This is a genomic window from Ruegeria sp. BG7 (genome assembly GCF_056535685.1).
This window is the reverse complement of record NZ_JBQFIU010000001.1, coordinates 237,092-262,438: the sequence shown is the minus strand read 5'-3', so window position 1 is coordinate 262,438 and position 25,347 is coordinate 237,092. Positions and strand designations below refer to the sequence as shown.

25 protein-coding genes are annotated in these 25,347 nt (G+C 56.7%); 10 read left to right on the top strand and 15 right to left on the bottom strand.

What is annotated here, in order from left to right; all coding sequences use genetic code 11:
• Positions 1-57: 57 nt before the first annotated feature.
• The 4 genes from mmsB to ACR3EH_RS01310 form a co-directional block, all read right to left on the bottom strand.
• Positions 58-933, bottom strand: a complete 876-nt coding sequence (gene mmsB, locus ACR3EH_RS01325; RefSeq protein WP_171183006.1) for a 3-hydroxyisobutyrate dehydrogenase — start codon at positions 931-933, stop codon at positions 58-60.
• A 3-nt stretch (positions 934-936) separates the two neighbouring features.
• Positions 937-1,977 (bottom strand): enoyl-CoA hydratase/isomerase family protein, encoded by a 1,041-nt coding sequence (locus tag ACR3EH_RS01320; RefSeq protein ID WP_171183008.1) that lies wholly within the window; start codon positions 1,975-1,977, stop codon positions 937-939.
• 7 nt (positions 1,978-1,984) lie between these two features.
• On the bottom strand, positions 1,985-3,127 hold the full coding sequence (locus ACR3EH_RS01315; protein WP_171183010.1) for an acyl-CoA dehydrogenase family protein: 1,143 nt from the start codon (positions 3,125-3,127) through the stop codon (positions 1,985-1,987).
• Positions 3,128-3,229: 102 nt separating this feature from the next.
• The gene (locus ACR3EH_RS01310) at positions 3,230-4,345 is read right to left on the bottom strand and encodes a carboxylate-amine ligase (protein ID WP_171183627.1); all 1,116 of its coding nucleotides are present in this window, start codon (positions 4,343-4,345) and stop codon (positions 3,230-3,232) included.
• Positions 4,346-4,482: 137 nt separating this feature from the next.
• Here ACR3EH_RS01310 and ACR3EH_RS01305 point away from each other — a divergent pair, with 137 nt between their 5' ends.
• Positions 4,483-5,334, top strand: coding sequence for a class I SAM-dependent methyltransferase (locus tag ACR3EH_RS01305; RefSeq protein ID WP_171675539.1), 852 nt, complete (start codon positions 4,483-4,485; stop codon positions 5,332-5,334).
• 71 nt (positions 5,335-5,405) lie between these two features.
• Positions 5,406-5,882 (top strand): fasciclin domain-containing protein, encoded by a 477-nt coding sequence (locus tag ACR3EH_RS01300; protein WP_171105223.1) that lies wholly within the window; start codon positions 5,406-5,408, stop codon positions 5,880-5,882.
• A 66-nt stretch (positions 5,883-5,948) separates the two neighbouring features.
• Here the strand turns inward: ACR3EH_RS01300 and ACR3EH_RS01295 are convergent, their stop codons facing one another.
• On the bottom strand, positions 5,949-6,533 hold the full coding sequence (locus tag ACR3EH_RS01295; protein ID WP_171089788.1) for a L,D-transpeptidase: 585 nt from the start codon (positions 6,531-6,533) through the stop codon (positions 5,949-5,951).
• A 204-nt stretch (positions 6,534-6,737) separates the two neighbouring features.
• A complete protein-coding gene (locus ACR3EH_RS01290; RefSeq protein ID WP_171183014.1) occupies positions 6,738-8,237 on the bottom strand; it encodes a CoA-acylating methylmalonate-semialdehyde dehydrogenase in 1,500 nt (499 codons plus the stop codon).
• 104 nt (positions 8,238-8,341) lie between these two features.
• On the opposite strand from ACR3EH_RS01290, the gene ACR3EH_RS01285 reads away from it, so the two are divergent.
• The 3 genes from ACR3EH_RS01285 (at position 8,342) to coaD (ending at position 10,320) form a co-directional block, all read left to right on the top strand.
• Entirely contained in the window at positions 8,342-9,244 is a 903-nt protein-coding gene (locus ACR3EH_RS01285) for a LysR family transcriptional regulator (protein WP_171183016.1), read from the top strand.
• A 61-nt stretch (positions 9,245-9,305) separates the two neighbouring features.
• Complete coding sequence (locus ACR3EH_RS01280; protein ID WP_171089793.1) at positions 9,306-9,743, top strand: CBS domain-containing protein; 438 nt, start codon at positions 9,306-9,308, stop codon at positions 9,741-9,743.
• Positions 9,744-9,828: 85 nt separating this feature from the next.
• Positions 9,829-10,320 (top strand): pantetheine-phosphate adenylyltransferase, encoded by a 492-nt coding sequence (gene coaD, locus ACR3EH_RS01275; protein WP_171183017.1) that lies wholly within the window; start codon positions 9,829-9,831, stop codon positions 10,318-10,320.
• Here the strand turns inward: coaD and gap (ACR3EH_RS01270) are convergent.
• The 3 genes from gap (ACR3EH_RS01270) to gap (ACR3EH_RS01260) form a co-directional block, all read right to left on the bottom strand.
• Complete coding sequence (gene gap, locus ACR3EH_RS01270) at positions 10,312-11,316, bottom strand: type I glyceraldehyde-3-phosphate dehydrogenase (protein ID WP_171183019.1); 1,005 nt, start codon at positions 11,314-11,316, stop codon at positions 10,312-10,314. The genes coaD and gap (ACR3EH_RS01270) overlap by 9 nt on opposite strands.
• An 82-nt stretch (positions 11,317-11,398) precedes the next feature.
• Complete coding sequence (locus tag ACR3EH_RS01265; RefSeq protein ID WP_171089800.1) at positions 11,399-11,542, bottom strand: hypothetical protein; 144 nt, start codon at positions 11,540-11,542, stop codon at positions 11,399-11,401.
• 71 nt (positions 11,543-11,613) lie between these two features.
• Positions 11,614-12,615 (bottom strand): type I glyceraldehyde-3-phosphate dehydrogenase, encoded by a 1,002-nt coding sequence (gene gap / locus ACR3EH_RS01260; protein ID WP_171089803.1) that lies wholly within the window; start codon positions 12,613-12,615, stop codon positions 11,614-11,616.
• 181 nt (positions 12,616-12,796) lie between these two features.
• Between gap (ACR3EH_RS01260) and ACR3EH_RS01255 the strand changes: the two genes are divergently transcribed.
• Together ACR3EH_RS01255 and ACR3EH_RS01250 are read left to right on the top strand one after the other, a co-directional pair.
• A complete protein-coding gene (locus tag ACR3EH_RS01255; RefSeq protein WP_171089805.1) occupies positions 12,797-13,768 on the top strand; it encodes a DUF808 domain-containing protein in 972 nt (323 codons plus the stop codon).
• A gap of 89 nt (positions 13,769-13,857) precedes the next feature.
• A complete protein-coding gene (locus ACR3EH_RS01250; protein ID WP_171183021.1) occupies positions 13,858-14,658 on the top strand; it encodes a thioesterase family protein in 801 nt (266 codons plus the stop codon).
• A gap of 49 nt (positions 14,659-14,707) precedes the next feature.
• Here ACR3EH_RS01250 and tkt read toward each other — a convergent pair whose 3' ends face one another.
• Complete coding sequence (gene tkt / locus ACR3EH_RS01245) at positions 14,708-16,729, bottom strand: transketolase (RefSeq protein ID WP_171183022.1); 2,022 nt, start codon at positions 16,727-16,729, stop codon at positions 14,708-14,710.
• 237 nt (positions 16,730-16,966) lie between these two features.
• Between tkt and ACR3EH_RS01240 the strand changes: the two genes are divergently transcribed.
• Genes ACR3EH_RS01240 through ACR3EH_RS01230 form a run of 3 tightly spaced genes read left to right on the top strand, consistent with a single transcriptional unit; the run spans position 16,967 to position 18,560 of the window.
• Positions 16,967-17,821, top strand: a complete 855-nt coding sequence (locus ACR3EH_RS01240; RefSeq protein WP_171183024.1) for a hypothetical protein — start codon at positions 16,967-16,969, stop codon at positions 17,819-17,821.
• Positions 17,821-18,213: a cell division protein ZapA gene (locus ACR3EH_RS01235; protein ID WP_171089813.1), complete on the top strand. Its 393-nt coding sequence runs from the start codon at positions 17,821-17,823 to the stop codon at positions 18,211-18,213. Before ACR3EH_RS01240 ends, ACR3EH_RS01235 begins: the two co-directional genes overlap by 1 nt.
• Entirely contained in the window at positions 18,213-18,560 is a 348-nt protein-coding gene (locus ACR3EH_RS01230) for an MliC family protein (protein WP_171675541.1), read from the top strand. Before ACR3EH_RS01235 ends, ACR3EH_RS01230 begins: the two co-directional genes overlap by 1 nt.
• Before the next feature lie 6 nt (positions 18,561-18,566).
• Here the strand turns inward: ACR3EH_RS01230 and grxD are convergent, their stop codons facing one another.
• The 5 genes from grxD to ACR3EH_RS01205 form a co-directional block, all read right to left on the bottom strand.
• Positions 18,567-18,929, bottom strand: coding sequence for a Grx4 family monothiol glutaredoxin (grxD, locus tag ACR3EH_RS01225; RefSeq protein WP_171089818.1), 363 nt, complete (start codon positions 18,927-18,929; stop codon positions 18,567-18,569).
• A 249-nt stretch (positions 18,930-19,178) separates the two neighbouring features.
• On the bottom strand, positions 19,179-19,415 hold the full coding sequence (locus ACR3EH_RS01220; RefSeq protein WP_039530494.1) for a BolA/IbaG family iron-sulfur metabolism protein: 237 nt from the start codon (positions 19,413-19,415) through the stop codon (positions 19,179-19,181).
• Positions 19,416-19,560: 145 nt separating this feature from the next.
• On the bottom strand, positions 19,561-21,720 hold the full coding sequence (gene purL / locus ACR3EH_RS01215) for a phosphoribosylformylglycinamidine synthase subunit PurL (RefSeq protein ID WP_171089819.1): 2,160 nt from the start codon (positions 21,718-21,720) through the stop codon (positions 19,561-19,563).
• A gap of 179 nt (positions 21,721-21,899) precedes the next feature.
• A complete protein-coding gene (locus tag ACR3EH_RS01210) occupies positions 21,900-24,155 on the bottom strand; it encodes a mechanosensitive ion channel family protein (protein ID WP_171646895.1) in 2,256 nt (751 codons plus the stop codon).
• Between the two features lie 281 nt (positions 24,156-24,436).
• Complete coding sequence (locus ACR3EH_RS01205) at positions 24,437-25,345, bottom strand: LysR family transcriptional regulator (RefSeq protein ID WP_171089824.1); 909 nt, start codon at positions 25,343-25,345, stop codon at positions 24,437-24,439.
• Positions 25,346-25,347: the final 2 nt, after the last annotated feature.

The following is a 25,347-nucleotide window of genomic DNA, read 5'->3' as shown; positions in this document are numbered from 1 at the left end:
GGTTAGATGGCCTCCTGCCGCCTGTCTGTCAAACGGCTGGGCAAAAGGCCGCCGACGTTACTCTTCGCGCCCACGTTTTTCAAAACGTGGTAGCATCGCGCTGAAATCCCGGCCCAATCCGTCTTCATTTTCAACAAATTGTTCGTACAGGGCAGTCGCGATTTGACCCATCGGTGTATCCGCATCAGCGCTGTCTGCTGCTTGCTGGCTGAGACGGAGGTCTTTCAGCATGAGCTCGGCAGCGAATCCAGGCGTGTAGTCATTGTCAGCAGGGCTTTGCGGGCCAACGCCGGGGGCGGGGCAATAGGCGTTCATCGTCCAGCTATAGCCTGACGACGTGCTGACCACGTCGAACATCTTTTGACGGTCCAGTCCCAGTTTGTCTGCCAGTGCAAAAGCCTCGCAGGTGGCAATCATGGTGACGCCAAGGATCATGTTGTTGCAGATCTTGGCGGCTTGTCCGGCCCCGGATTCGCCGCAGTGAACCGCTTTTTGCCCCATGATCTCGAACAGGGGGGCAGCTTTTGAGAATGCGTCTTCCGATCCGCCGGCCATGAACGTCAGCGTACCTGCCGCCGCACCGCCGATACCGCCGGAAACTGGCGCATCCACGGACAAAAGTCCGGCTCCCATAGCCTGATCCGCAACCGCACGCGCGCTGTCCACGTCAACTGTCGAGCAGTCGATTAACACAGCCCCTTTCGACATGGCAGGAATGACCTGATCCGCAACGGCCCTTAGAATAGCACCGTTTGGCAGCATGGTGATGACCGCATCAGCACCCACGACCGCGTCAGACGCCGTTTCGACGTGGGTGACACCCTCTACATTGACGCCTGCGGTATCAAACCCCAGAACCTGATGCCCGGCCTTTGCCAGGTTGGCCGCCATGGGCGCGCCCATATTTCCCAGCCCAATGAAACCGATTTGCATCTTTTAGTCCTCCTCAAAAGTCAGGGTATCCGCGCCCAGTGGTTGAAGCATTTTCGAAACGGCCGTCAAAGGGACGTTCATATCGGGAAACTGCCAGTTCGGGCTGCGGTCTTTATCGATGATTTGCGCGCGAATACCTTCTAGAAAGTCACCATGTTCCATCGACCGGTGGGTGAAACGGTATTCCAACTCCAGGGCGCGTCGTATGGACAAAGCGGGGCCGCGCAGACGGTGCAGCATTTCAACCGTACAAGCCGTGGAAAGGGGGGCGTTTTTTCCCAGCGTCGACAGGGTTTTCTGTGAAAACGCCTGCTCACTGTTGCGCAGGCTTGTCACGATGTCGCCTAATGTTTCGCCCGAGAAATACTGATCAATGTCGGCCTGCAACCCGGCCAGTTCTCCGGCGGGTGGTGTTTCGGCATGTTGCGAAATCAGCCCTGCGTCGCCAGAGGCCTCAAGCATCTCAATCAAATCGGACCAGTGTGATTGAGGGATGTAATGGTCCGCGAACCCTGCCAGAATTGCATCCGCAGGGCCCATTCGGAACCCAGTCGTTCCCAAAAACTCGCCCAACCGACCGGGGGCGAGCGCCAGCATCAGCGATCCGCCCACATCCGGCACCAGGCCAATCGAGCATTCGGGCATGGAGATCTTTGAACTTTCCCCGACAACGCGGTGGCTTCCGTGGCACCCAATGCCGACACCGCCGCCCATGGTAAAGCCCTGAAGAAAGCTGACGACCGGCTTGGGGTATTCAAAGATCATCGCATTCAGGCGGTATTCGTCGCGCCAGAATGTCTGTCCGTAGGCGTAATCGCCCTTGGTGCCGGTGTCATAAAGCTCGGCAATGTCACCGCCCGCGCAGAAGGCTTTTTCCCCTTCGGCGTCCAGAATAATCAGGTCAACGGCATCGTCTTCGCGCCAGTTGCGCATCGCCGTGTCGATCGCCATGCACATCTCGTAACTCAGTGCGTTCAGAGCATGTGGACGGGTCAGGGTGATGCGTCCGGCACGTCCTGTGGTGCGGATTTCGATGTCTGACATTGGGGCCTCAGCGGTTGGCAAGCATCTGGCGTGATACGATCAAGCGCATGATCTCATTCGTGCCTTCCAGTATCTGATGAACTCGAAGATCGCGCACAAGCTTTTCGATGCCGTAATCGGCAAGATATCCGTAACCACCATGCAGTTGCAGGCACTGATCTACCACTTTCGATCCAGTTTCGGTTACGAACTTCTTGGCCATGGCGCAGAATTTCGTGGCGTCGGGCGCGCCGTTATCTAGTTTCCAAGCAGCTTGACGCAGAAAGGTCCGTGCTGCTTGCAATTCAATCTCCATATCCGCCAGTCGGAACTGAAGGGCCTGAAACTGATCAATGGATTGCCCAAACGCCTTGCGTTCAGACATGTATTGCAACGTCATATCCAAACCGGCCTGAGCGGCACCAAGCGAACAGGCCGCAATGTTCAGTCGCCCGCCGTCGAGGCCCATCATAGCATATTTGAACCCGTCGCCTTCGGTGCCGACAAGGTTGCCAGCCGGGATTTTGCAATCGTCGAACTGCACCTGCGCGGTGGGCTGACTTTTCCAGCCCATTTTCTCCTCCAGTGCTCCAAAACTAAGTCCGGGTGTGCCGTCCTCAATATAAACGGTGGAAATGCCCTTGGGGCCATCTTGGCCGGTACGCACCATGCAGACATAGGCGTCGGAATATCCGCCGCCTGAGATGAACGCCTTGGTGCCGTTCAACGTATAGCCTTCGTTCGTACGCTCAGCGCGTGTCTTCAAGGCCGCCGCATCAGAGCCGGAACCGGGTTCGGTTAGGCAATAGCTCAGCACCGTATTGAGGCTGAGAACATCGGGCATGATACGTGCCTTCAGGTCATCATCCGCGAAGTTGTCCAACATCTTGGCACACATGTTGTGGATCGACAGGAACGCTGCGACCGAAGGGCAGGCCATCGACAACGCCTCGAATACCAAGGTGGCATCCAGGCGGGTCAGGTTCGAACCGCCGCTGTCCTCGGATACATACAAAGCCCCAAAGCCAAGCTCGCCGATCTGTGGCCACAAGGTTTTTGGAATGGTGCCATCGGATTCCCACTGCCGCGCAAAGGGTGCGATATTTTCCTGCCCAAACGCGTAGGCCATGTCGAAAATGGCTGTCTGTTCCTCGCTGAGTGCGAAATCCATGGCGTTCCCTCCCGTCGGCAATGAATTGAACGGTTGTTTATTTCCGAATTCTTACAGAAATTTTGCAGGCTCAACAATGGGTCGCGAAGAGGGCGGAGCAGCCTAGAGATCCGCGTGAAATTCCTCGATCAGGTGACGCACGACGGCTTGCCCGGGGTCGTCTCCGCGCGCGACAGCCTCGGCGTGAACCCGGCGTTGACGGGTGGCTGAGGTGCCGTTTTCAGCAATCTGCCGTAGACGCGCCAGTTCGGTCATCGTGCCAAGCGCTTCGGTATCTTCGGCCAACAACCCCATCAGGTCGCCAATCAGTTCGGACATCGGTTTGACTGAGCGGTCGCCAAAGTCAATCAGCCCTTCGCCCACGCCATATCTTTGCGCGCGCCAGCGGTTTTCTCCGATCAGGAAGCGATCATATTGCCGCCAGCGCAAGTTACGGTCTTTTAGTCGGCACAGCATTCGGGTCAGTGCCTGAACGAGGGCCGCCAAGGACAGCGTGTGTTCCAGTCGGGGCTGTACATCCATGATCCGGGTTTCGAGCGTGGGGAAGCGATGCGACGGGCGCAGGTCCCACCAGATTTTGGTCGTGTCCTCGATTACGCCCAGTTCGACAAGTATACCTGTGGTGCGCTCATACTCGGCCCAACTGCCAAAAACTGGGGGCAGGCCGGTTCGGGGCAGGTTGTCGAACACGGTCAAGCGGTATGAGGATAGGCCGGTATCCTCGCCGCTCCAAAAGGGAGACGATGTGGATAGGGCCAGAAGATGCGGCAAAAAGTAAGACAGCTGCGGCATCAGATCGGCGCGCAGGGCAGGGTCTTCGACCCCCACATGCACATGCATCCCGCAGATCAACATGCGACGCGCCACGCCTCCTAACGCGTGTTGCAGCGCGTCATACCGTTCCTTACGGGTGTGGTGTTGATCCTTCCAGTTGGCAAAGGGGTGACAGGACACAGCGATGGGGGACAGATTGTAGTCAGCAGCCCGTTTTGACACGCAAGATCTCAGGCGTTTGAGGTCTTCCCGCGCCGAGGCGATGGTTGTGTGCGGGCGCGTTCCGACTTCAATCTGACATTGCAGGAACTCGGGGCTCACCTGACCTTCGAAATCGTTTTGACAGGCCTCCATCAGCGCTTCGGGCGCTTCGGACAATTGCAGGCTGTCGCGATCCACAAGAAGGTACTCTTCTTCAATGCCCAGTGTGAATTCCTGCTGCATGGCGACCCCTTTGTCTGTCGTGCGATCCAGTGAATACGGAAATTTGCCTTTTGCCAAGGGTTTGCCCGGCTTGTCCTTGCACTGGTACGGGCGGCAATTGTAAGGAACGGATCAGCACAAACCGTGGAGCCATCGCCGTGAAACCCAGAAAATTCCCAAAGATTAACGCCGCTCTGGACGAGTTGGGGGTGAGGCTGATCGACAAGGTTACCGAACAGGATGAACGCGCGCGGCTTGAGGCTTTTGAAGCTGCCGGAGGGCTGACACGCCCGGCCTACGCATTATCTCCGGGTATGGAAGGTTTCGATGTCGAACAACTGGTGGCGGAATATGATCGTCACAAGGCGGATCTGCAGGCGTTGAAAGACCCGGCGCGCAATCAGACTGGCTATCGCACAGGCAATGGCTACTACGACAGCCCGGATGCAGATGCGTTGTATCTGATGATCCGCCGCTTTCAGCCCAAGCGCGTGATCGAGGTGGGGTGCGGGAACTCAACCCGCGTGACTAGGCAAGCGATTATTGACGGCGGGTTGGACACCAGGATCACTGCCATTGACCCATACCCGCGGGCCGACATTGCGCATGTCGTGGACCACTTCGAACAAAAACGTCTTGAAGAAGTTGACCCGTCGCTTTTTGCCGAGCTTGAAGCCGGAGACGTTCTGTTCATCGATTCAAGCCACGTTGTACGGATGAGCAATGACGTCGCCCATCTGTTCTGCCGCATCATTCCGGCGTTGAAACCCGGCGTGGTCATTCATGTGCACGATGTTTTTTTACCCTACGAATATCCCAAACGTTTCTTCTATGATTGCCCCGGTTGGGGAGAGCAGTACATGTTGCACGCGTTGCTGCAATCTGGTGCGTATTCAATGCTTTGGCCGGGGTATTACCTTCAACAGGAACGCCCGGATGCCGTTGCCGCCTTACCGTTTCTGACTGAAGGACGAGCACAGAGCATCTGGGTGCAACTCAAAGAAAAATGATTTCAGAGTGATCCGCTGCGGCAAAAGGTCCGTACCCCTTTCCATAACACGCTGGAGAGGAGAAGACAGCTATGTTCCGTCGCACATTCATGGGCGCAGCCGCCGCACTTGCATTTGCCATGCCGCTTAAGGCGCAGGCCGCTGATATTGTCGACACGGCCGTTGCCGCCGGATCGTTCAACACTTTGGTTGCTGCCGTTCAGGCCGCTGGTCTGGTTGACACGTTGAAGGGCGATGGCCCATTCACCGTTTTTGCCCCAACTGACGAGGCGTTCGCCGCTTTGCCCGAGGGTACGGTGGAATCCCTGCTGCTGCCCGAGAACAAAGATCAGCTTGTATCGATCCTGACTTATCACGTTGTGCCGGCCAAAGTGATGTCTGGCGACATTGCTGGCAAGCGCGCCAAGGTTCTGACCGTTCAGGGTGACCGGCTGAGTGTTAACGCCAAAAACGGTGTAAAAGTGAATGATGCCAAGGTTGTGCAGGCCGATATTGAGGCAAGCAACGGCGTGATTCACGTGGTCGACGCAGTTATCCTGCCGGAATAAACCACGGTTCAAAAACAACAAAGCCCCGGCGATTGACCGGGGCTTTTGCTTTTTACGACTAGCAAATCAGACCAGACGCACCTGTGTCCCAATCTGAACCAGCGGATACAGCTCTTCCACGTGCTGATTGTAGAGTCCGATACATCCAGACGAGCTCTGCCGGCCAATCTTGCGCGTGTCATGGGTTCCGTGGACCAGATAAGCTGGCCAGCCCAGATACATAGCGCGAGTGCCCAATGGATTGCCAGGGTCGCCACCTTCCATCCGTACAGGCAACGAGGGATCGCGCTCACGCATGGACGCCGTTGGTGTCCAGCTTGGGAATTCGGTTTTGCGTACGACTTTTGTGTAACCGCGTTTGGTGAGCTCTTCACTCATCGGGACCGAACTTGGGTAAAGCTTGTAAGTTCCGTCCGGGCTCCAGTAGTGCACAGCGCGGCTGGTGATATCGGCCAACAGGCAGCCCACACCAAGCTCATCAAAGTGATCCTGCCAGTTCTGTTGCGAGAAGGAAGACACGTTGCGGCGTACCGGCAATTGCGTGCTGATGGCATCTTCCGTTTCTGGGAAAGCATCGGTGCTTTGTGCCCGAACAAGGGCAGGGGTTGCCACCAATGATGCTGCGCCCAACAGGGCGGAACGACGGGTCATACGGGAATGTGACAAAACTGCCTCCGATAATTTTATTGCTCGGTACACACTTGGCGGACAAAATATTTGTCTTCGAGGCATTTTTCCAGTGGGCCATGTCTGAATTTCTTGTGATGGCGAGAACGCAGAGCGGTTTATCGGCGGAAAGATGCAAAAACCCGGCCCGCAATCGGGCCGGGTTTGAAAACTCAATGGACGTTCAGATCAGTCCATGGCTTTGAAGTTGAACTCGCCACCTTCCTTGATGCCCGACGGCCAACGGGACGTGACGGTCTTGGTGCGGGTATAGAATTTGAAGCTGTCAGGGCCGTGCTGGTTCAAGTCACCAAACATCGATTTCTTCCAGCCACCAAAGGTATGATAGGCCAGCGGAACAGGGATCGGCACGTTGATACCGACCATGCCGATATTGATCCGGCTTGCAAAATCACGCGCGGTGTCACCGTCACGGGTGAAGATTGCGGTGCCGTTGCCATATTCATGGTCCATCGCCAATTTCAGAGCCTCTTCATACGAACCGGCACGCACGGTGGACAGGACCGGGCCAAAGATCTCTTGTTTGTAGATATTCATGTCCGGGGTGACGTGGTCGAACAGATGCGGGCCAACAAAGAAGCCGTCTTCGTAACCCTGCAGGCTGAAATCGCGGTTGTCGACTACCAGCTTTGCGCCTTGCTCTACGCCCGAGTTGATTAGACCCAGGATACGTTCTTTGGCGGCTCCGGTCACAACCGGGCCCATGTCAACATCATCACCAGCAGTGTAAGGACCAACTTTCAACTTTTCGACACGCGGGATCAGTTTTTCGATCAATTTGTCAGCGGTTTCTTCACCAACGGGAACCGCGACTGAGATTGCCATGCAGCGTTCGCCGGCTGCGCCAAATCCGGCGCCGACCAACGCATCGGCTGCCTGATCCAAGTCAGCGTCGGGCATGACGATCATGTGGTTCTTGGCGCCGCCGAAGCACTGGGCGCGTTTGCCGTTGGCGGTTGCGCGGCTGTAGATATATTGCGCAATCGGCGTCGAACCCACAAAGCTGACGCCCTGAATGATTTCGCTGTCGAGGATCGTGTCAACAGCTTCTTTGTCGCCGTTCACGACCTGGAACACACCCTTGGGCAGACCAGCTTCGATGAAGAGTTCAGCCAGCATCAGCGGAACAGACGGGTCACGCTCGGACGGTTTCAGAACCACCGCGTTGCCACACGCAAGCGCCGGGCCTACGTGCCACAGCGGCATCATGGCAGGGAAGTTGAACGGCATGATCGAACCAACAACGCCCAGAGGCTGACGCATCGAGTACATGTCGATACCGGGGCCTGCGCTGTCAGTGAATTCACCTTTCAGCATCTGAGGCGCACCGATGCAGTATTCAATGACTTCCAGACCACGCTGCAAGTCGCCTTTGGCATCGGGGATGGTTTTACCATGCTCGCGGCTTAGCGCTTCTGCCAACTTGTCCATGTCGCGGTTCATCAGGCCAACCATGGCCATCATGACACGCGCACGCTTTTGCGGGTTGGTCGCGCCCCATGCGGGCTGGGCCGCTGCCGCCGCTTCAATAGCTGCGGTGGTTTCTGCAGCGCTGGCCATTGGGCATTTGTACTGAACTTCGCCGGTTGCCGGGTTGTAAACGTCGTCGAAACGACCGGATGTTCCGGCAACCATTTCGCCGTTTAAAAAATGGGTCAAGTCTTGCATCAAGAGCTCCTCCGATAGGTTTGCGCGCAGAATAGACTTGCAGAAATCCCGCGAACAGAGGCAATGTCCCAAAAGAGTTTTGCAAAAATGCAAAGAGTTTGTGAATGACACCGAACTGGGACGATATGCGGATCTTTCTGGCCGTGGCACGGGAAGAAAGCCTGTCATCCGCTGGCCGCATACTGAAGATTGATCCCGCCACTGTAGGGCGTCGCGTGGCCCGGCTCGAATCCACGTTGGAGTCCACTTTGTTCACCAAATCACAGCAGGGTTATGTTCTGACGTCGGCGGGACAACGACTTTTGGAACATGGGCTGCACGCCGAAGAGGCGATGCGCGCAGCGGCCGGGGCGGTGGCCGGGTCAACGAAATCGCTGAGCGGGCAGATCAGGATCGGCGCGCCGGATGGCAGTGCCAATTACCTGTTGCCGCAGGTCTGCGCAAAAATCAGCGACGCGAACCCTGATCTGGACATTCAGATACTTGCGCTGCCTCGGGTGATTAACCTGTCTCGGCGCGAGGCGGATATGGCCGTGACAGTGAGCGCGCCGACAGCCGGCCAATTGCGTGTGAAAAAGATCAGCGACTATAAATTGCACATGGTTGCCACGGACGACTATCTTCAAAAGCATGGTCCGATCCAATCTGTGGCGGATCTGAAAGGGCAAAGGTTGATCGGCTACATCCCCGACATGATCTTTGACCGAGAGCTGGATTACCTGAATGACATAGGCATTGACCGTGTCGCGCTTGCATCGAACTCGGTCTCGGTCCAATTGCGACAGGTCACGCTGGGAACCGGGGTTTGTGTGGCCCATGATTTCACGCTGCCGTTTCACTCCGATCTGCGGAAAATCCTGACGGATCAAGTGAGTTTGACGCGCAGTTTCTATCTTGTTCGGCATGAAGGAGATCAGCGCAACGAACGGTTGAACCGCTTTGCTGATGCCCTGACACGCGGCATTCGCGAGGAAGTGCTTCGTTTGGAAGCAGAGGCCGACGCTTGACAGGTCGCCACAATCGCGCAACGCTTTGGAATAAGTGTCATTATTTCCGGAGGTATTCTTCATGCTTGTACAGGCCATCCTGAAGTCCAAGGCGACAGACGGCGTTGTGACGGTTGCGCCAACGGCGACGGTCTCGGAGGCCTCGAAGATTCTTGCGGAGAAGCGGATCGGGACGGTCATCATTTCCGAAGACGGCGGTGAAACGGCATCTGGCATCCTGTCGGAACGTGACATCGTTCGGGAACTGGCGGCCAGTGGCAGTGGTTGCCTGAACCAGCCGGTCCAGTCCTATATGACGCAAGATCTTGTCACGACGACGCGTCAAGCGACGGTCGAAGACATCATGTCCCGCATGACCGAAGGACGGTTCCGCCATATGCCGGTGGTGGAAGATGGCAAGCTGGTCGGCATTGTCACACTCGGCGATGTCGTAAAGGCACAGCTGGCAGAACTGGCCATGGAAAAAGATGCTTTGGAAGGCATGATAATGGGGCACTGACAGCAAGGGTTGCCACAGCAATCACTTGCACCTGCAGCAAAGTTATGTTTGCTTGCGCAGAAATTTTGTTGCGCAGGAGGGCGCGATGCGGGTTGGATTGTATCCTGGAACCTTTGATCCCATCACAATGGGCCACATCGATATCATTCGTCGGGCGGCAGCTTTGGTCGACAAGCTGGTGATTGGTGTTGCCATCAACCGGGATAAAGGGCCTTTATTCTCGTTGGAAGAGCGTGTGGCCATGATTGAAGCCGAATGTGCCCAGCTCTCTGAACAGACCGGGACCGAGATTGTCGCCCACCCATTTGAAAACCTGCTGATCGATTGTGCGCGGGATGTCGGTGCGCAGATCATTGTGCGTGGATTGCGCGCTGTTGCCGACTTTGAGTATGAATTTCAGATGGTTGGAATGAACCGTGCATTGGACGATTCAATCGAGACTGTCTTTCTGATGGCAGAAGCGCGCCATCAGGCAATTGCCTCGAAGCTGGTCAAAGAAATCGCCCGGTTAGATGGGGACGTGTCGAAATTCGTCACGCCCCGCGTCAACACCGCGCTGAAAGATCGGTTAGGCTAGGGCGCCCATTGCGGCGGCTGTATCCAGCATCCGGTTCGAGAAGCCCCATTCATTGTCGTACCAGGCCAGTACGCGAACAAGTGTGCCGTCGGTGACTTTGGTTTCGGCCAGCGACACGGTCGAGCTGTGCGGATCGTGGTTGAAATCAATGGAAACCAATGGACGGCTTTCTGCCGCCAACACGCCGGGGATTTTGGCGGCGGCATCAATAAACAGCTGATTCACTTCCTCTTCGGTGGTTGGGCGGGAAACCTCGGCCACCAGATCAACGACCGAAACGTTCGGGGTCGGGACACGGATCGCCTGACCCGTCAGTTTGCCTTGTAGTTGCGGCAGAACCAGTCCAACAGCAGCGGCCGCGCCGGTTGTGGTGGGGATCATCGACAACGCAGCGGCGCGTGAGAGGTAAGGGTCCTTTCCGACCAAGTCATGTACCGGCTGGCTGGCCGTATATGCATGAACAGTGGTCATATTACCGTGCTTGATGCCAAGCCCAGCATCCAAGGCTGCGGCAACCGGAGACAGGCAGTTGGTGGTGCAGGATGCGTTCGATACGACCAAGTCTTCGGCGGTCAGTTCGTGATCGTTCACACCAAACACGACGGTCTTGACGTTGCCATCACCGCGGGCCGGGGCCGAGATCAGAACCTTTTTCGAGCCGTTCTTGAAGTGACGCTCAGCGGCCTCTCGGGTGCGGAACACACCGGTGCATTCGAGAACGACATCAATATCCGACCACGGCAGGTCTTCGGGGTTGCGTTCGCTGGTCAGACGGATCGGACCACGACCCACATCCAAACCTGCATCGCTGAGTGTAACCGGGTTGGCATAGCGACCATGCACACTGTCGAACTCAAACAAATGCGCGTTCATGTCCGGCTTGCCCAAATCGTTGATCGCCACAATCTTAACGTCTGTGCGGCCACTTTCCATCACCGCGCGCAGAACGCCGCGCCCAATCCGTCCAAATCCGTTGATCGCAAGTTTCAGGGTCATGGTCCGCTCCGTCGAAATTTCTCTGTCAGATTAGTTAGCGCTAACAACTCCAGATCAACGAAAGAGTCAAGAAAAACCTCGGTCAGCGCCAGAAAGCAAGCCAGTCCAGAAATTCGTAGAGCTTCTTGGCAAGGAACAGCAGGTGGTCGCCGCTATACAGCGTCATGTCCAGCATCACGCCCCCAAGCAGAAGTATGCCGAGCCAGATGGCGATTTGATTGGTCATGGCCGTCCTGAACAAAAATGCCCGCTCAGATAACCTGAGCGGGCATTAAGGTACAAGCGAAGTCCGAAGGGTCAGTTAAGACGGCCCATCGCAACGGCCACATCGGCCATGCGAACCGAGAAGCCCCATTCGTTGTCATACCAGGCCAGAACACGGACCAGGCGATTGTCGACAACGCGGGTCTGATCCGGTGCGAAGATCGAGCTTTCTTCGGTGTGGTTGAAATCGGTCGAGACCAGCGGTGCGGGTTCAAAACCGAGTACGCGCTGCATCGGGCCTTTGGCGGCTTCTTCGACGATAGCGTTGACTTCCTCGACGGTTACATCGCGCGCGGCACGGAAGGTCAGGTCAACAGCCGAGACATTCGGGGTAGGGACGCGGATCGCGGACCCGTCCAGACGGCCTTTCAGGTTTGGCAGAACTTCGCCCAACGCCTTGGCGGCTCCGGTCGAGGTCGGGATCATCGACATAGCTGCGGCGCGGGCGCGGTAAAGGTCGCTGTGGCGACGATCCAGGGTCGGCTGATCGCCAGTATAGGCGTGGATCGTGGTCATGATGCCGTTTTCGATGCCGATACCTTCGTCCAGAACCTTGGCCAGCGGGGCCAGGCAGTTGGTGGTGCAGGAGCCATTTGAAACCATGTTATCGTTTGCGGTCAGCGTGTTGTGGTTCACGCCGAAGACGATGGTCTTGTCGACATTCTTGCCAGGGGCGGACAACAGAACCTTGCCAGCGCCACGCTCAAGGTGGGTTTTCGCCTTGGTGCCGTCGTTAAACTTGCCGGTGCATTCCAGAACGACGTCGCAGCCTTCCCAGTCCAGCTCGGCCATGTCGTAGGTCGAGAACATCTGCATCGGACCGCGGCCCAGATCCATGGTGTTGCCTTCGATGGAAACCTCGCGGGGGAAACGTCCGTGGATACTGTCATATTTCAGCAGATGCGCCGAGGTTTCCAACGGGCCGGTGGCGTTGACTTTTATCACTTCGATGTCGTTGCGCCCCGAAGCGGCGATGTGCGACAGGGTGCAGCGGCCAATGCGGCCAAAACCATTGATACCGACCTTGATGGTCATGTGACGTCTCCAGATGCGCTTGCTTTGTGGGCCATATAGCGGCGAAATGGGAATCTCAAAAGGGCAAAAACGGCATATTTTTAAGGTGTTAGCGCAAACCTGCGCCGATTGCGCTAACGCTTGCGCTAGCTGAGAGATCAGGTAGGGTCCGGGTGCGGCAGGTGACAGGAAAGGACACGCGATGAGCGGACTGTTGGCCCTTTTGGATGATGTGGCGGGAATTGCCAAAGTGGCGGCGGCTTCGGTCGACGACGTAGTTGCCGCGGCTGGTAAGGCCGGGGCCAAGACTGCCGGGGTGATCATCGACGACGCGGCGGTCACACCGAAATATGTTCAGGGGTTTGCGCCTGCGCGCGAGTTGCCGATCATTTGGCGTATTGCGCGAGGGTCGATTTTCAACAAGATCATCCTGTTGCTGCCGGTGGCACTGTTGCTTGCCAATTTCGCGCCTTGGCTGATCACCCCGTTACTTATGATTGGAGGGTCATATCTTTGTTTTGAGGGGGCCGAGAAGATATTTCACGTCCTGTTCCCCCATGGCAGCCACGCCATCGAACAAGACATGGACGTTCGTGACCCCGGTCATTTGGAGGAACAAAAGGTAAAAGGCGCGATCAAGACGGACTTTATCCTGTCAGCTGAGATCATGACCATTGCTTTGGCAGCGATCGAAGCGCCTAACCTGTGGATGCAGGCCGCGACGCTCGCCGTGGTCGGGATCGGGGTAACGGTCGCAGTTTATGGGTCCGTCGCGCTGATCGTGAAAATGGATGATGTCGGGCTTTATCTGGCGAACAACGCGCCGACACCTATCGGTCGCGGTCTGGGCCGAGGGTTGGTCAAGGCAATGCCCGGCGTAATGAAAACCCTGTCTATTGTCGGAACTGCGGCGATGTTGTGGGTGGGGGGATCGATCGTCATCCACGGGATGGAGGTTCTGGGCTTTGGCTGGTTGGGTCATCACATCCACGATTGGGCATATGCCATTGGACATTCGGCGTCTGAACAATGGGTTGGGGCGGTTGAGTGGATTTCGAAAGCTACAATGGATGGCATTTTCGGTTTGGCATGGGGGCTGGTGTTAATCCCGATAGCGACCAAGGTTATCGGACCAGCGCTGGGTATGTTCTCTGGTTCTGAAGCAAAGCATTGAACCCTTGCCGACAAGTGACGTTAGGTTGCAATGGCGACATGCCGCCAAAAGGTTAGTGTCGCCGAAGGTGCAACAGAACTGGTTTCCTTATGTCCGCTTATTCATTGGTCGATGTTCTTGAGGCGCGAGAGACAATCGACAACCGGCTAAAGTTTCCGGTCCCGGCGAACTGGATGCAGGGCCGCACGACTTTTGGTGGGTTTTCCTCTGCGCTGATGCTGGCTACCATCTTCGAACGGCACGACGGGTTACCGCCGTTGCGGTCCGCATTGATCAATTTCACGGCCCCGATCGGCACCCCGCCAACGATTGGCACCGAAATTCTGCGGCAGGGCCGTAACGTGACGATCATCAACGTTCGAGCCGAAATCGAAGGGAAGGTCGCGGCGCTGGGTACGTTTTCGTTTGGTGTCCCTCAGGACAGCCACGTCGCGTTTGATCATCCTGCGCAACCAGCCCCGAAACCAGAAGAAACCGGCCCCTATTTCCCGCCGGGTTTACCCCGACCACCCATTCCGTTTCTTGAGAATTTCGATGTCAGACTTGTTGACGGTGCTTTGCCGTTTTCAGGAGTAGAGAAAGGGTACTTGCGCCTTTGGGCGCGTCACAGAGATCCGCGGATGTGGAGCCGGTTGGAAGGGTTGATCTCGGTCGCGGATCTGCCGCCGCCTGCGATCTATCCGACCCTCAAGAAACCCGGCCCAAATTCTTCGATGAACTGGATTTTCAATGTGTTGTCAGAAGAAATTGAGACGCGTGAAGGGTGGTTCCTGTTGGAACATCAACTGACAGCTGGGCAAGATGGCTACAGCTCGCAAGTCATGCGTGTGTGGAATACTGACGGTGATCTGATTGTGGACGGGATGCAGTCAGTTATTATTTTCGTCTAACAAAAAAGCCCCGGCAAAAACCGGGGCTTTCTTAACTGAAGTGCTGGGATTAACCCAACAGTTCTTTGACCTTGGCTACGGTCGCTTCTGCGGTGATACCGAAGTGCTTGTAAAGCTCGCCTGCCGGGGCTGATGCGCCAAAGCTCGACATGCCGATGAAGCCGGCCTTGGCTTCGCGGCCACGCTCGCCCAACAACCAACGGTCCCAGCCACCTGCGCGAACAGCGGCTTCGATGCCAACACGGACGGGGCCAGCGGGCAGAACGCGCTTGCGATAGGCTTCGTCCTGTTGCGCGAACAGCTCCATACAGGGCATCGAGACGACGCGGGTGCCGATGCCTTCGGCCTCGAGCATCGCTTTGGCTTCCATGGCCAGCGACACTTCGGACCCGGTGGCGATCAGGATGGCCTGACGCTTGCCCTCGGCTTCGGCCAGAACATAAGCACCTTGTGCAACAAGGTTCTTGGTCTTGTGCTGGGTGCGCACTGTCGGCACACCTTGGCGGGTCAGCGACAGAACCGAGGGGCTGTCCTTGAAGGTCAGCGCCAGTTCCCACGCTTCAGCCGTTTCAACCGTGTCAGCGGGGCGGAACACATAGGTGTTCGGCGTTGCGCGTGAGATGGCCAGATGCTCGACCGGCTGGTGGGTCGGGCCGTCTTCGCCCAGACCGATCGAGTCATGGGTCATCACGAAGACCGACGGGATTTTCATCAGGGCCGCCAAACGCATGGACGGGCGGGCATAGTCGGTGAAGGCCATGAACGTGCCGCCATAGGGGCGGATGCCACCATGCAGTGCCATGCCGTTCATCGCAGCGGCCATGCCGTGTTCGCGAATACCGTAGTGGATGTAGCGCCCTTTGCGGTTTTCCGGCAGGAACACACCCATATCGATCGATTTGGTGTTGTTCGAGCCGGTCAGGTCAGCCGAACCGCCAACGGTTTCGGTCATGATCGGGTTAACGACGTTCAGAACTTTTTCCGACGAAGCGCGGGTAGCCAGCTTTGGTTGATCTTCCGAAACTTGCTTTTTGAAAGAACGAATGGCGCCAGCCAGCTTTTTAGGGGCTTCAAACGCGTAGGCACGATTGAACTCGGCCTGCTTGCGTTCGGAAAGTTGTGCGAAACGCTCTTCCCAGGCTGCTCGTTCTGCAGCACCACGTGCGCCAATGGCTTCCCATGCGGATTTCACGTTTGCAGGCACTTCGAACGCGTCATGAGGCCAGTCATAGGCTTCTTTGGCTGCTTTCAACTGATCCTGATCGGTCAGCGCGCCGTGGCCTTTTGACGTATCCTGTGCTGCATGACCCAGCGCGATGTGGCTTTCACATGCGATCATGGTCGGTTTGCTGGATTTCTTCGCGTCAATAATGGCCGCATCAATGGCTTTTGGATCATGGCCATCGATCTCGATCACATGCCAGCCCGAGGCTGCGAAGCGGCGCACCTGATCGGTGCGGTCGGCAATATCGACGGTGCCGTCGATGGTGATGTTGTTGTTGTCCCAGAAGACGATCAGTTTGCTCAGTTCATGACGACCGGCCAGGGTGATCGCTTCTTGGCTGACGCCTTCCATCAGGCAGCCGTCGCCCGCGATGACGTAGGTGTAGTGATCAACAACCTTCTTGCCGTAATGCGCGCGCTGGATTTCTTCGGCCATGGCAAAGCCCACAGCGTTCGAAATGCCCTGACCCAGCGGGCCGGTGGTGGTCTCGATACCGTCGACCAGGAAGTTTTCAGGGTGGCCTGCCGTTTTTGCGCCCAACTGACGGAAGTTCTTGATCTCTTCCAGTGTCACGTCTGCGTGGCCGGTGAGATACAGCAGCGAGTAAACCAGCATCGAGCCGTGACCAGCCGACAGGATGAACCGGTCGCGGTCGGGCCAGCTTGGGTTTGATGCGTCGAATTTCAGGTGCTTTTCGAACAGTACGGTCGCGACATCGGCCATGCCCATGGGCATACCGGAATGGCCGGAATTGGCGGCAGCGACGGCATCAAGGGTCAGGGTGCGGATGGCCGCAGCTTTGTCCCAGTGTTCGGGGTTGGCATTGCGCAGCGCAGTCAGGTCCACGGGCGTTGTTCCTTTGGGTTTTGAAGCAGATTGCGCGCTCAATACCATTCAATACCCAAAGTGCAAGCGGAACCGGGGTGAATCGGGGTGGGATGCATGAAGAGCGGGGCTCAAGTGGTTGAAAGCAAACAGTGGGTATTTTCTGTCGCATTCCGCTAGACTGTCCTCAGGCGGGATTCGGTTTTGATTCGGATCGCATCGAAACAGAATGAACCTTGATAAAGAGGTGACAGGGGCATGAGCCAGATAGAAGACTTACAGCACCGCATTATTGCTGCGATGGACCGCATCGGCGCGGGTGTCGATGCATTGGGCGCTGCACCCCGGGATATTGCACCGGACGAGGGGCTTCAAACTGCACTTGAGGACGAACGCGTCGCCAACGCGCAGCTTCAGGAACGGCTGAAATCTCTGAAACAACAGCATGAACAGCAAGTTGATGGCTTGCGCGCCGATCTTGAAGAGCTACGCGCTGCCCCGTCTGACAGCGCTGAAACCGACGCACTGCGCGCCGAGCTAGAGGAAGCCCGTGCCAAGATCACTTCGGTGGAAGCGGCACGTGCCGAGCTGGCCGAGGCTAAGGCAGCGTTGGACAACAGCGCGGAGCTGGACTCACTAAAAGCCGAAAACGAAAAGATGCGGGCAGAGTTGGACACATTGGAAGATCCTGAGCCGTTAAAGGCGGAACTGGAACAGCTGCGCGGAATGCTGGATCAGGCCAAGGCGGTTGAGGCGGAAAACAACCGCCTAAAGACCGAGTTGGAAGATACCGTGCGTGTCGATGATCTGAGCGCTGAACTGGAAATGTTGCGTGCTGAACGGGCCAGTCATGGGGCAGCAATGTCTCGTCTGGATGACGATTTGCAGCGCATGCGCAAAGCGAATGAACAATTGCGCAGCGCCGTTGACGAATTGCGTGCAGCGGCCACTGAGGGTTTGACAGACGCGGAACTCTTGAACCGCGCAACAGTCGCCGAACTAGAGGCCACGCGCGCGGCGCAAGCCTCGGACGCGGCTGAAGCGCAGGCTGTTCTGGCGCGGCTGGAACCTCTGCTGTCGCAGGCGAAACTTGTAGAAGGTGAGGTAGAGTAATGCCTGAAGTGACCATTAATATCGGCGGTCGCGGCTTTGACGTTTCGTGCCGGGACGGAGAAGAACCTTTTCTGCATTCCGCAGCCAAGATGCTGGATGATGAAGCCCAGGTTTTGTCCGATCAGATCGGCAGGATGCCTGAATCCCGGATGCTTCTGATGGCGGGTCTCATGCTGGCTGACAAAACAGCGGCGACAGAAGACAAGGTGAAATCGCTTGAGGCCAAGCTGGCCGAGGCTGAGGCTGAACTTCAGGGCCTCAGGAACGCTCCGCCACCAGAGCCGGAGCGGGTCGAAGTGGCGGTGGTTCCACCCTCTGTCACTGACACACTGGCGGAGCTGGCAGCACGGGCGGAAGCCCTTGCAGCTGTCGTCGAGGAGAAGAAAGCATAATGACTTTGTTGCGAAACGCGCTGTTCGCTGCTGCGCTGGCTTTGCCTGCAACATCTGCAATGGCAGAGATTGACATATTGTCCGTCACATTCACCTGCGAGAACAGCATACCTTTGCCTGTGACTTACTTCAACGCGCCAGATGGTTCGGGTGCGGCGGCAACAATGGTGGATAATACTCTGGTCGCAATGCGCCAGGTGGAAAGCGGATCAGGCATCCGGTACGAATCCACCGGCGATGAGGGCACTTATATCCTGCGCTCTAAAGGCTGGAACGCGTCGATCAGCTATTTGGCGGCAGGCGCCGCCAATGAGCAGACGATCTATCAGGACTGTTCCAGCCGGTAATTTGGCTTAAGCGTTTGCTTCACGAATTTTGTCGGCTGCATCTTTGTTGTAGCCGACACCGTTTTCGTCAAACAGTGTGTCCAGTTCACCCGACAAGGTCATTTCAGTGATGATGTCGCAACCGCCAACGAATTCGCCTTTGACATAAAGCTGCGGCACGGTCGGCCAATCCGAATAATCCTTGATACCCTGACGGATTTCTTCGTCTGCCAGAACGTTCACGTCGGCATAGTCGACGCCCATGTAGTTCAGTACGCCCGCCACACGGGATGAGAAGCCGCACTGGGGCATCTCTTTGGTGCCTTTCATATACAGCACCACGTCATTGGCTTTGACGGTTTCATCGATCTGGGTCTTCACATCGGTCATTTCGCGTTTCCTTTGCTCTTCGGCATTATTGCTTTGGCGTAGTTTTGTGGGTCTTTGGGGATATGGGTCTGCGCCGAGCCAATTGCACCGTCATGTGATGAGTAAGATGAGTGGAGAAGGTGGTTTCCACGTCCAGGTGACGATCCTCGGTTTGTATTGCGCCCAGTCTTTGAATGGTTCAACGCTATCAGTGCGATGAGCACGACAAAGACGGAAACCGCAATCAAAATAACGATCGCGTGCTCCATATCACTCCGGCACTTTGGTGGTCAGCGCCAGCGCGTGCAGTTCTCCATCCGGGCCGTCCATTTTGCCTTTCAGGGCCGCGTAGACAGCGCGTTGCTGTTGAACGCGGTTCTTGCCGCGAAAGCTTTCGTCCACGACCATGGCGGACATGTGCACGCCATCGCTGCCGCCAACCTGAATTTCCGCGTTGGGAAAGCTCTCGCGCAGCAGGGTTTCAATCTCGTGGGCGCTCATCGGCATGTAGGTTCACTCCTGAAAGTCTTTCCCAAGATGTAGAGCGATGGGGCGGGGCGTGCAAGATGGCACGTGTCGACAAACTCAGCAAATCCTACGCGCGGTTAGACGCATAGGATTTCCGCGTTTGAGACGAGCTGAAGCCTGTATTTTAGGCCACAGCCGCGGCAAAGCTGGTGCGGAAGGTGTCCGTCAGCTCGGCAAGCGGAGCCTCGGAGCCACCGACTTTCACGCTATCACCGGTGAAGCGCCCAACCGAGACCAGCGGAACACCGGCCTGACCGGCAGCAATCATCAGTGCCTCGGCCTGGTCGAAGTTGCAGGCGACCAGATAGCGGGCCTGATCTTCGCCAAACAGGAATTCGGTCGGGGCCTCGTCCAGGTGAACACCAACGCCAGCCGCTTCGGCCAATTCAAAGGCGGCCAGTGCAAGACCGCCATCGCCAAGGTCGGTACACGCTTTGACCATCTCGCGGTTGGCGCGAATGAAGTCACCGTTGCGCTTTTCAGCATCCAGATCGACATGCGGCGCATCGCCGTCTTCTCGGTTGAACACTTCTGCAAGCAGGGCGGATTGACCAAGATGGCCTTTGGTTTCACCAATGATCAGCGCGACGTGGCCTTCGCGAACCTCGTTGCCGATGATCTCGTCCGAATGGGACAACAGGCCAACCGCACCGATGGTCGGTGTTGGAAGGATCGCTTGACCGTCGGTCTCGTTGTACAGCGACACGTTGCCCGAAACGATAGGCATATCCAACGCGCCGACGGCAGCACCGATGCCCTGAATGGCGCCAACAAACTGGCCCATGATCTCGGGTTTTTCAGGGTTGCCGAAGTTCAGGTTATCGGTGGTGGCCAGCGGTTTGGCCCCAACAGCGGTCAGGTTGCGATAGGCTTCGGCCACAGCTTGTTTGCCGCCTTCAACCGGGTTGGCGCGCACATAGCGTGGGGTCACGTCACTGGTGAAGGCCAGCACCTTGTCGGTTCCATGGACGCGCACCATGCCTGCGCCCAGACCCGGTGTGCGGGCGCTGTCCGCCATGACCATGGTGTCGTATTGTTCGTACACCCACTGCTTGCCCGCGTAGTTGGGCGAAGAGAGCAGGGCGCGCAGCCCGTCAATAGGGTCGATCTGAGGGACTTCGGCCAGTTCTTCGGCCTCGGGCGTCGGTTCCCATGGACGGTCATATTCCGGCGCGGTCGAAGACAGTTTGGACAGAACCAGATCGGCTTTCACCGCGCCATTGTGCATGATCAGAAAGCGGTCTTCGGCAATGGTCTCACCGACTATGGCAAAGTCCAGATCCCATTTCTCGAACACGGCGCGGGCCTCAGCCTCAAGTTCGGGCTTGAGAACCATCAGCATGCGTTCCTGAGATTCCGACAGCATCATCTCATAGGCTGTCATATTCTCTTCACGCTGAGGCACGTTTTCCAGATCAAGACGTACGCCCAAGCCACCCTTGTCGCCCATTTCAACAGCGGAGCAGGTCAGGCCAGCGGCACCCATATCCTGGATTGAGATCACGGCACCGGTCTGCATCAGTTCCAGCGTCGCTTCCATCAGGCGCTTTTCCGTGAAGGGGTCGCCGACCTGCACGGTGGGGCGTTTTTCTTCGATGGTGTCGTCAAACTCGGCAGACGCCATGGTCGCACCGCCGACGCCGTCACGGCCGGTTTTTGCGCCCAAATAAACGACCGGCATGCCCACGCCGGAGGCGGCCGAGTAGAAAATCTTGTCGCTGTCGGCCAGACCTGCCGCGAATGCGTTCACAAGGCAGTTGCCGTTATAGGCCGGGTGGAAACGGACTTCACCGCCCACGCATGGCACGCCGAAGCAGTTGCCATAACCGCCAATGCCTTCGACCACGCCATTCACCAGCTGGCGGGTTTTGTGGTGGCCAGGTTCACCAAAGGACAGAGCGTTCATCGAGGCGATGGGACGCGCGCCCATGGTGAATACGTCGCGCAGGATACCTCCGACACCGGTCGCGGCACCTTGGTAAGGTTCGATATAAGACGGGTGGTTGTGGCTTTCCATCTTGAAAACCACGGCCTGACCGTCGCCTATGTCGACTACACCAGCGTTTTCACCCGGGCCACAGATCACCTGAGGGCCTGAAGTAGGCAGGGTGCGCAGCCATTTCTTGGACGACTTGTAGGAACAATGCTCGTTCCACATGGCCGAGAAGATACCCAGTTCGGTAAAGGTCGGTTCACGCCCAATGATCTCGAGGATCATGTCGTATTCCTCGGGCTTGAGCCCATGTGCAGCAATCAGATCGGGTGTGATGGCGGGCTCTTGCATCTTCTGTCCTGTGTCCAAATGGGCCGAGATTGCGCGCCTTTTAGGGCAAGCGGGCGCGTGTGGAAAGGGTCAAGACGGCGCAGGGTGCGTCTTTCAAAGAAAAACGGAACCGACAGTAGGGTCGGTTCCGTAAAAGGCGCTCAATAGTAAGCGCAAATCTCTGGCGTAACCGGTGCGGGTTACGCTGAACCTTGATCTTTGTTGAGCTCGGCCGCAGCTGCGGCACCTACAGCCGCCTTCTGCTCGGGGGACAGGTTCTCGGCCTCGTCCAGACCCGGGATCGCAACGCGCACCTCGCGGCGGGCAAAGTCGATGCCGTTTTCCTTGAAGGCGGCCTTGACGCGGTTGAAGATCTCTTTGCGCAGGGTGAACTGCTTGCCGGGCTTTGCCATGAACTTGCCCCGGATGATCATGCCGACATCGTCAAAGTCGAAGACACCCTGAGATTTGAAGGGCTGAAGGAAACCATCCTTGTGGGTTTCGTCCTCCATCATCTCGGCACCGATCTTTTTGAAGATCTTCTTGACCTTGTTGGGGTCAGTGTCGAACGGCACGGTGAACTTCAGCTTCATGATCACCCAGTCGCGGCTGAAATTGGTCAGTTTCTGAATCTCACCATAGGGAATGGTGTGAACGGGACCGCGGTGGTGACGCAGTTGCATCGACCGGATCGAGATTTTCTCGACCGTGCCCATCGTGCCTCCAACATCCACATACTCACCCACGCGGAAGGCGTCGTCGATCAGGAAGAAAATACCGCCAACAATGTCGGCAACAAGTTTCTGCGCGCCAAAACCGATGGCCAGACCCAGAACACCGGCACCCGCCAGCAGAGGCGTGATGTTGATGCCCAAAGCGCCCAAAGCCAAAAGGCCGAAGATGACCGCAATGGTGATCTGAGCGGTGATCCGTAGAAGCGGCAGCACTGTTGCCAGACGCGATCCACCAGCGCCGCCACCTTCGCCGCCGGCTTCTTCATCCAGCGCTTCTGCCGCTGTTTGTTCACGCGCCAGACGCCTGTTGATGTAGAGCGACACGAACTCGTTCAGAATATAACCGACAGCGATGATCAGCAGGAACTCGATCACGGCGCCACCCACTTCGGCGCTGACTCCGGCCGAGGCGACATTGCGTAGATCCAGCTGCCAAGCCCTTGCAATCATGAAGACCACAAACAGACCAGCCACAACGCGCCCGATACGGATATAGCTGCGCTTGGCAGATCTGTAGGCCCGTTCGGCCAGCGGGCCTTCACCAGACATCGGAGGTTGCAAGTGACGCACCAACCCGCGGATGAGCGTGTCGAGCGCGGGCGCGATCAGCAACCAGAACATCGTCGCGAAATGCGCGCCGCCGACAAGCAGTCTGAGCGTTGCGGGATTTCGCTGGGCAACCAGAAACTCGACCAGCAGCCAAATGACCACCGAAACCCCGATTGCGAAGTAGGGGTAGTACCGGGCCACTTCCTCGTCGAACTTGGTGTAATCGGGGTCTGTTCCCAGCATCATCTGCGACAACCCTTCGCGGGCGGTCCAGGCGATCCAACCGATATAGATATGGATAGCCGCGTTGAGCCAGAACCCGATCCGTGTCTCGTCACCCGAAACGCCGTTCAGCGCGTTGAAGCGCAGGATGAACAACGTAAAGCCAATCAGGACCAAAAGTCCGATCAGGTTGCGATGAAGGTATTTTGCCCAGTGGTCGTTGATATTGACCAACCGATACTGTGGTTTCTGCGGGGCCAGCACGAACCGAGAAACCGCCGCGCCCAGGCGCGGAACCCAGATCAGGTAGAAGACAAATGGAGCAGCATAAGTGATCTGTTCAGGTGTCAGTAGACCGCGACCAACTGCGCGTATGACGACGTAGAAAACGATCAACCCGGCAATTTCTCGGCAAAAGCGGCTGAAAAGGTAGCGCGCGGCGCCCCAAAGATCCGCTTCGTCCGCCACCTCGGTTGTTTTGTGCCAACGGCGGGTGAACAGGCCGAACAGCTTTTCAGCGATATACCCAACTACCAGGACCGAAAGGATAAGCCCCAGTAGGGTAAAGACCCCGGTTGTTCCAAATGTACCAGAAAAATTGCTGAACGCAGTTATCTGGGCTGTGACGATATTTGGCATCGTCGTCATAACATGAGTCCAGGATGAAACCATTTCGGCCCAGATCTCATTGATCTCGGTCAGAGGATCTTCCTGTTTCTCTTTTTCTTCGGCTTGTTTCTTGGCGACGGCATCCAGACGTTCAAGCAGGATGGCGCGCACCTGATCGTCAGACATGCGTGCGACCAGGTCGTCAACTTGTTCTGGGGTCAGATTTTCAGGGATAGAAACTGAGGATGCCGAACCGGACGAGGCGGTGTCCTGTGCAAAAGCTGGTAAAGAAAGAAAGAAAACGGAAACCAGCGCCAAACAGAGGCGGAGTGGATTAAGCATGGATTTGTTGCCCTCGATCACGAGATTTTTGGTTGTTTTTCCGTATCATATGAAAAATTGAGCCGGTTTCCCAGAAGATTTCGCGTTATGAAACGGGGAAATTGCGACGGCGCAAAAAAAAGGCCGAGCTATAAGCTCGGCCGTAGTCCAACAGGGAGGTATGAAGATGATGAGCGTTTCAGCATCACCACCTTCGAGTGCTCATTTAGGGGTCAGTTTGTGAACGTTCAAGGAATTTAACTCTGTAAAGACCTCATGTCCGATATGCTATGAGCGCATAGCTAGAGTTTTCCCATCTGTTTCAGTTGCTTGCGCTGTGCAATGATCTCGTCCTGAACAAAATCTCGGAACGCACCAACGCGTTTGGAATGTCTGAGTTCTTCGGGATAGGCCAGATAAACAGGAACATCAGCGGTTTCGATGTCAGACAAGACAGGGACCAGATGCGGAAAGTCCTGGGTCACATAGTCCGGCAGAACGCCAATGCCCAAATTGTGCAGAACCCCTTGCAGGACACCGAAATAGTTGTTCACGGTCAGCAATGAGCCGGGATTATAAGTCATCAGGTGACGTACCATGGCGGCACTTGCACCGACCTGCGGTGCCGCAGGGGTCTGGCAGATCAAGCGGTGATCTTTGATTTCCTCAAGCGATTTCAGCATTCCGCCATGGGTCTCGATATAGTCCTGAGTCGCGTACAGCATCATTTGCACTGTCATCAGGCGCTTGCGAACCAGATCGGCCTGGCTGGGCTCTTTCATTCGAATGGCAACATCTGCCTCGCGCATGGGCAGGTCCAGAACCCTCTCTTCCAGCATCAGATCGATATTGAGGTCGGGATACTCCTCGTACAATTTTGGCAGGCGCGGGGCCAGCCAGAGTGTGCCGAAACCAAAGGTCGTTGTGACCCGCAGGACGCCAAAAACCTCTTCCTCACTGTCCCGAATACGCGCGGCTGCTGCATCAAGACGTTTTGACATGGCTGACGTGGCATCGAACAGCAATTCACCCTGTTCGGTGAGAATCAGCCCTCGGGCGTGACGGTGGAAAAGGGTAGAATCCAGCGATTCTTCCAGGGCACGGATCTGCCGGCTCACGGCAGATTGAGACAGATTGAGCTTGTCACCCGCATGGGTGAGGCTGCCTGCATCGGCTACCGCGTGAAATATTCTAAGCTTGTCCCAATCCATCG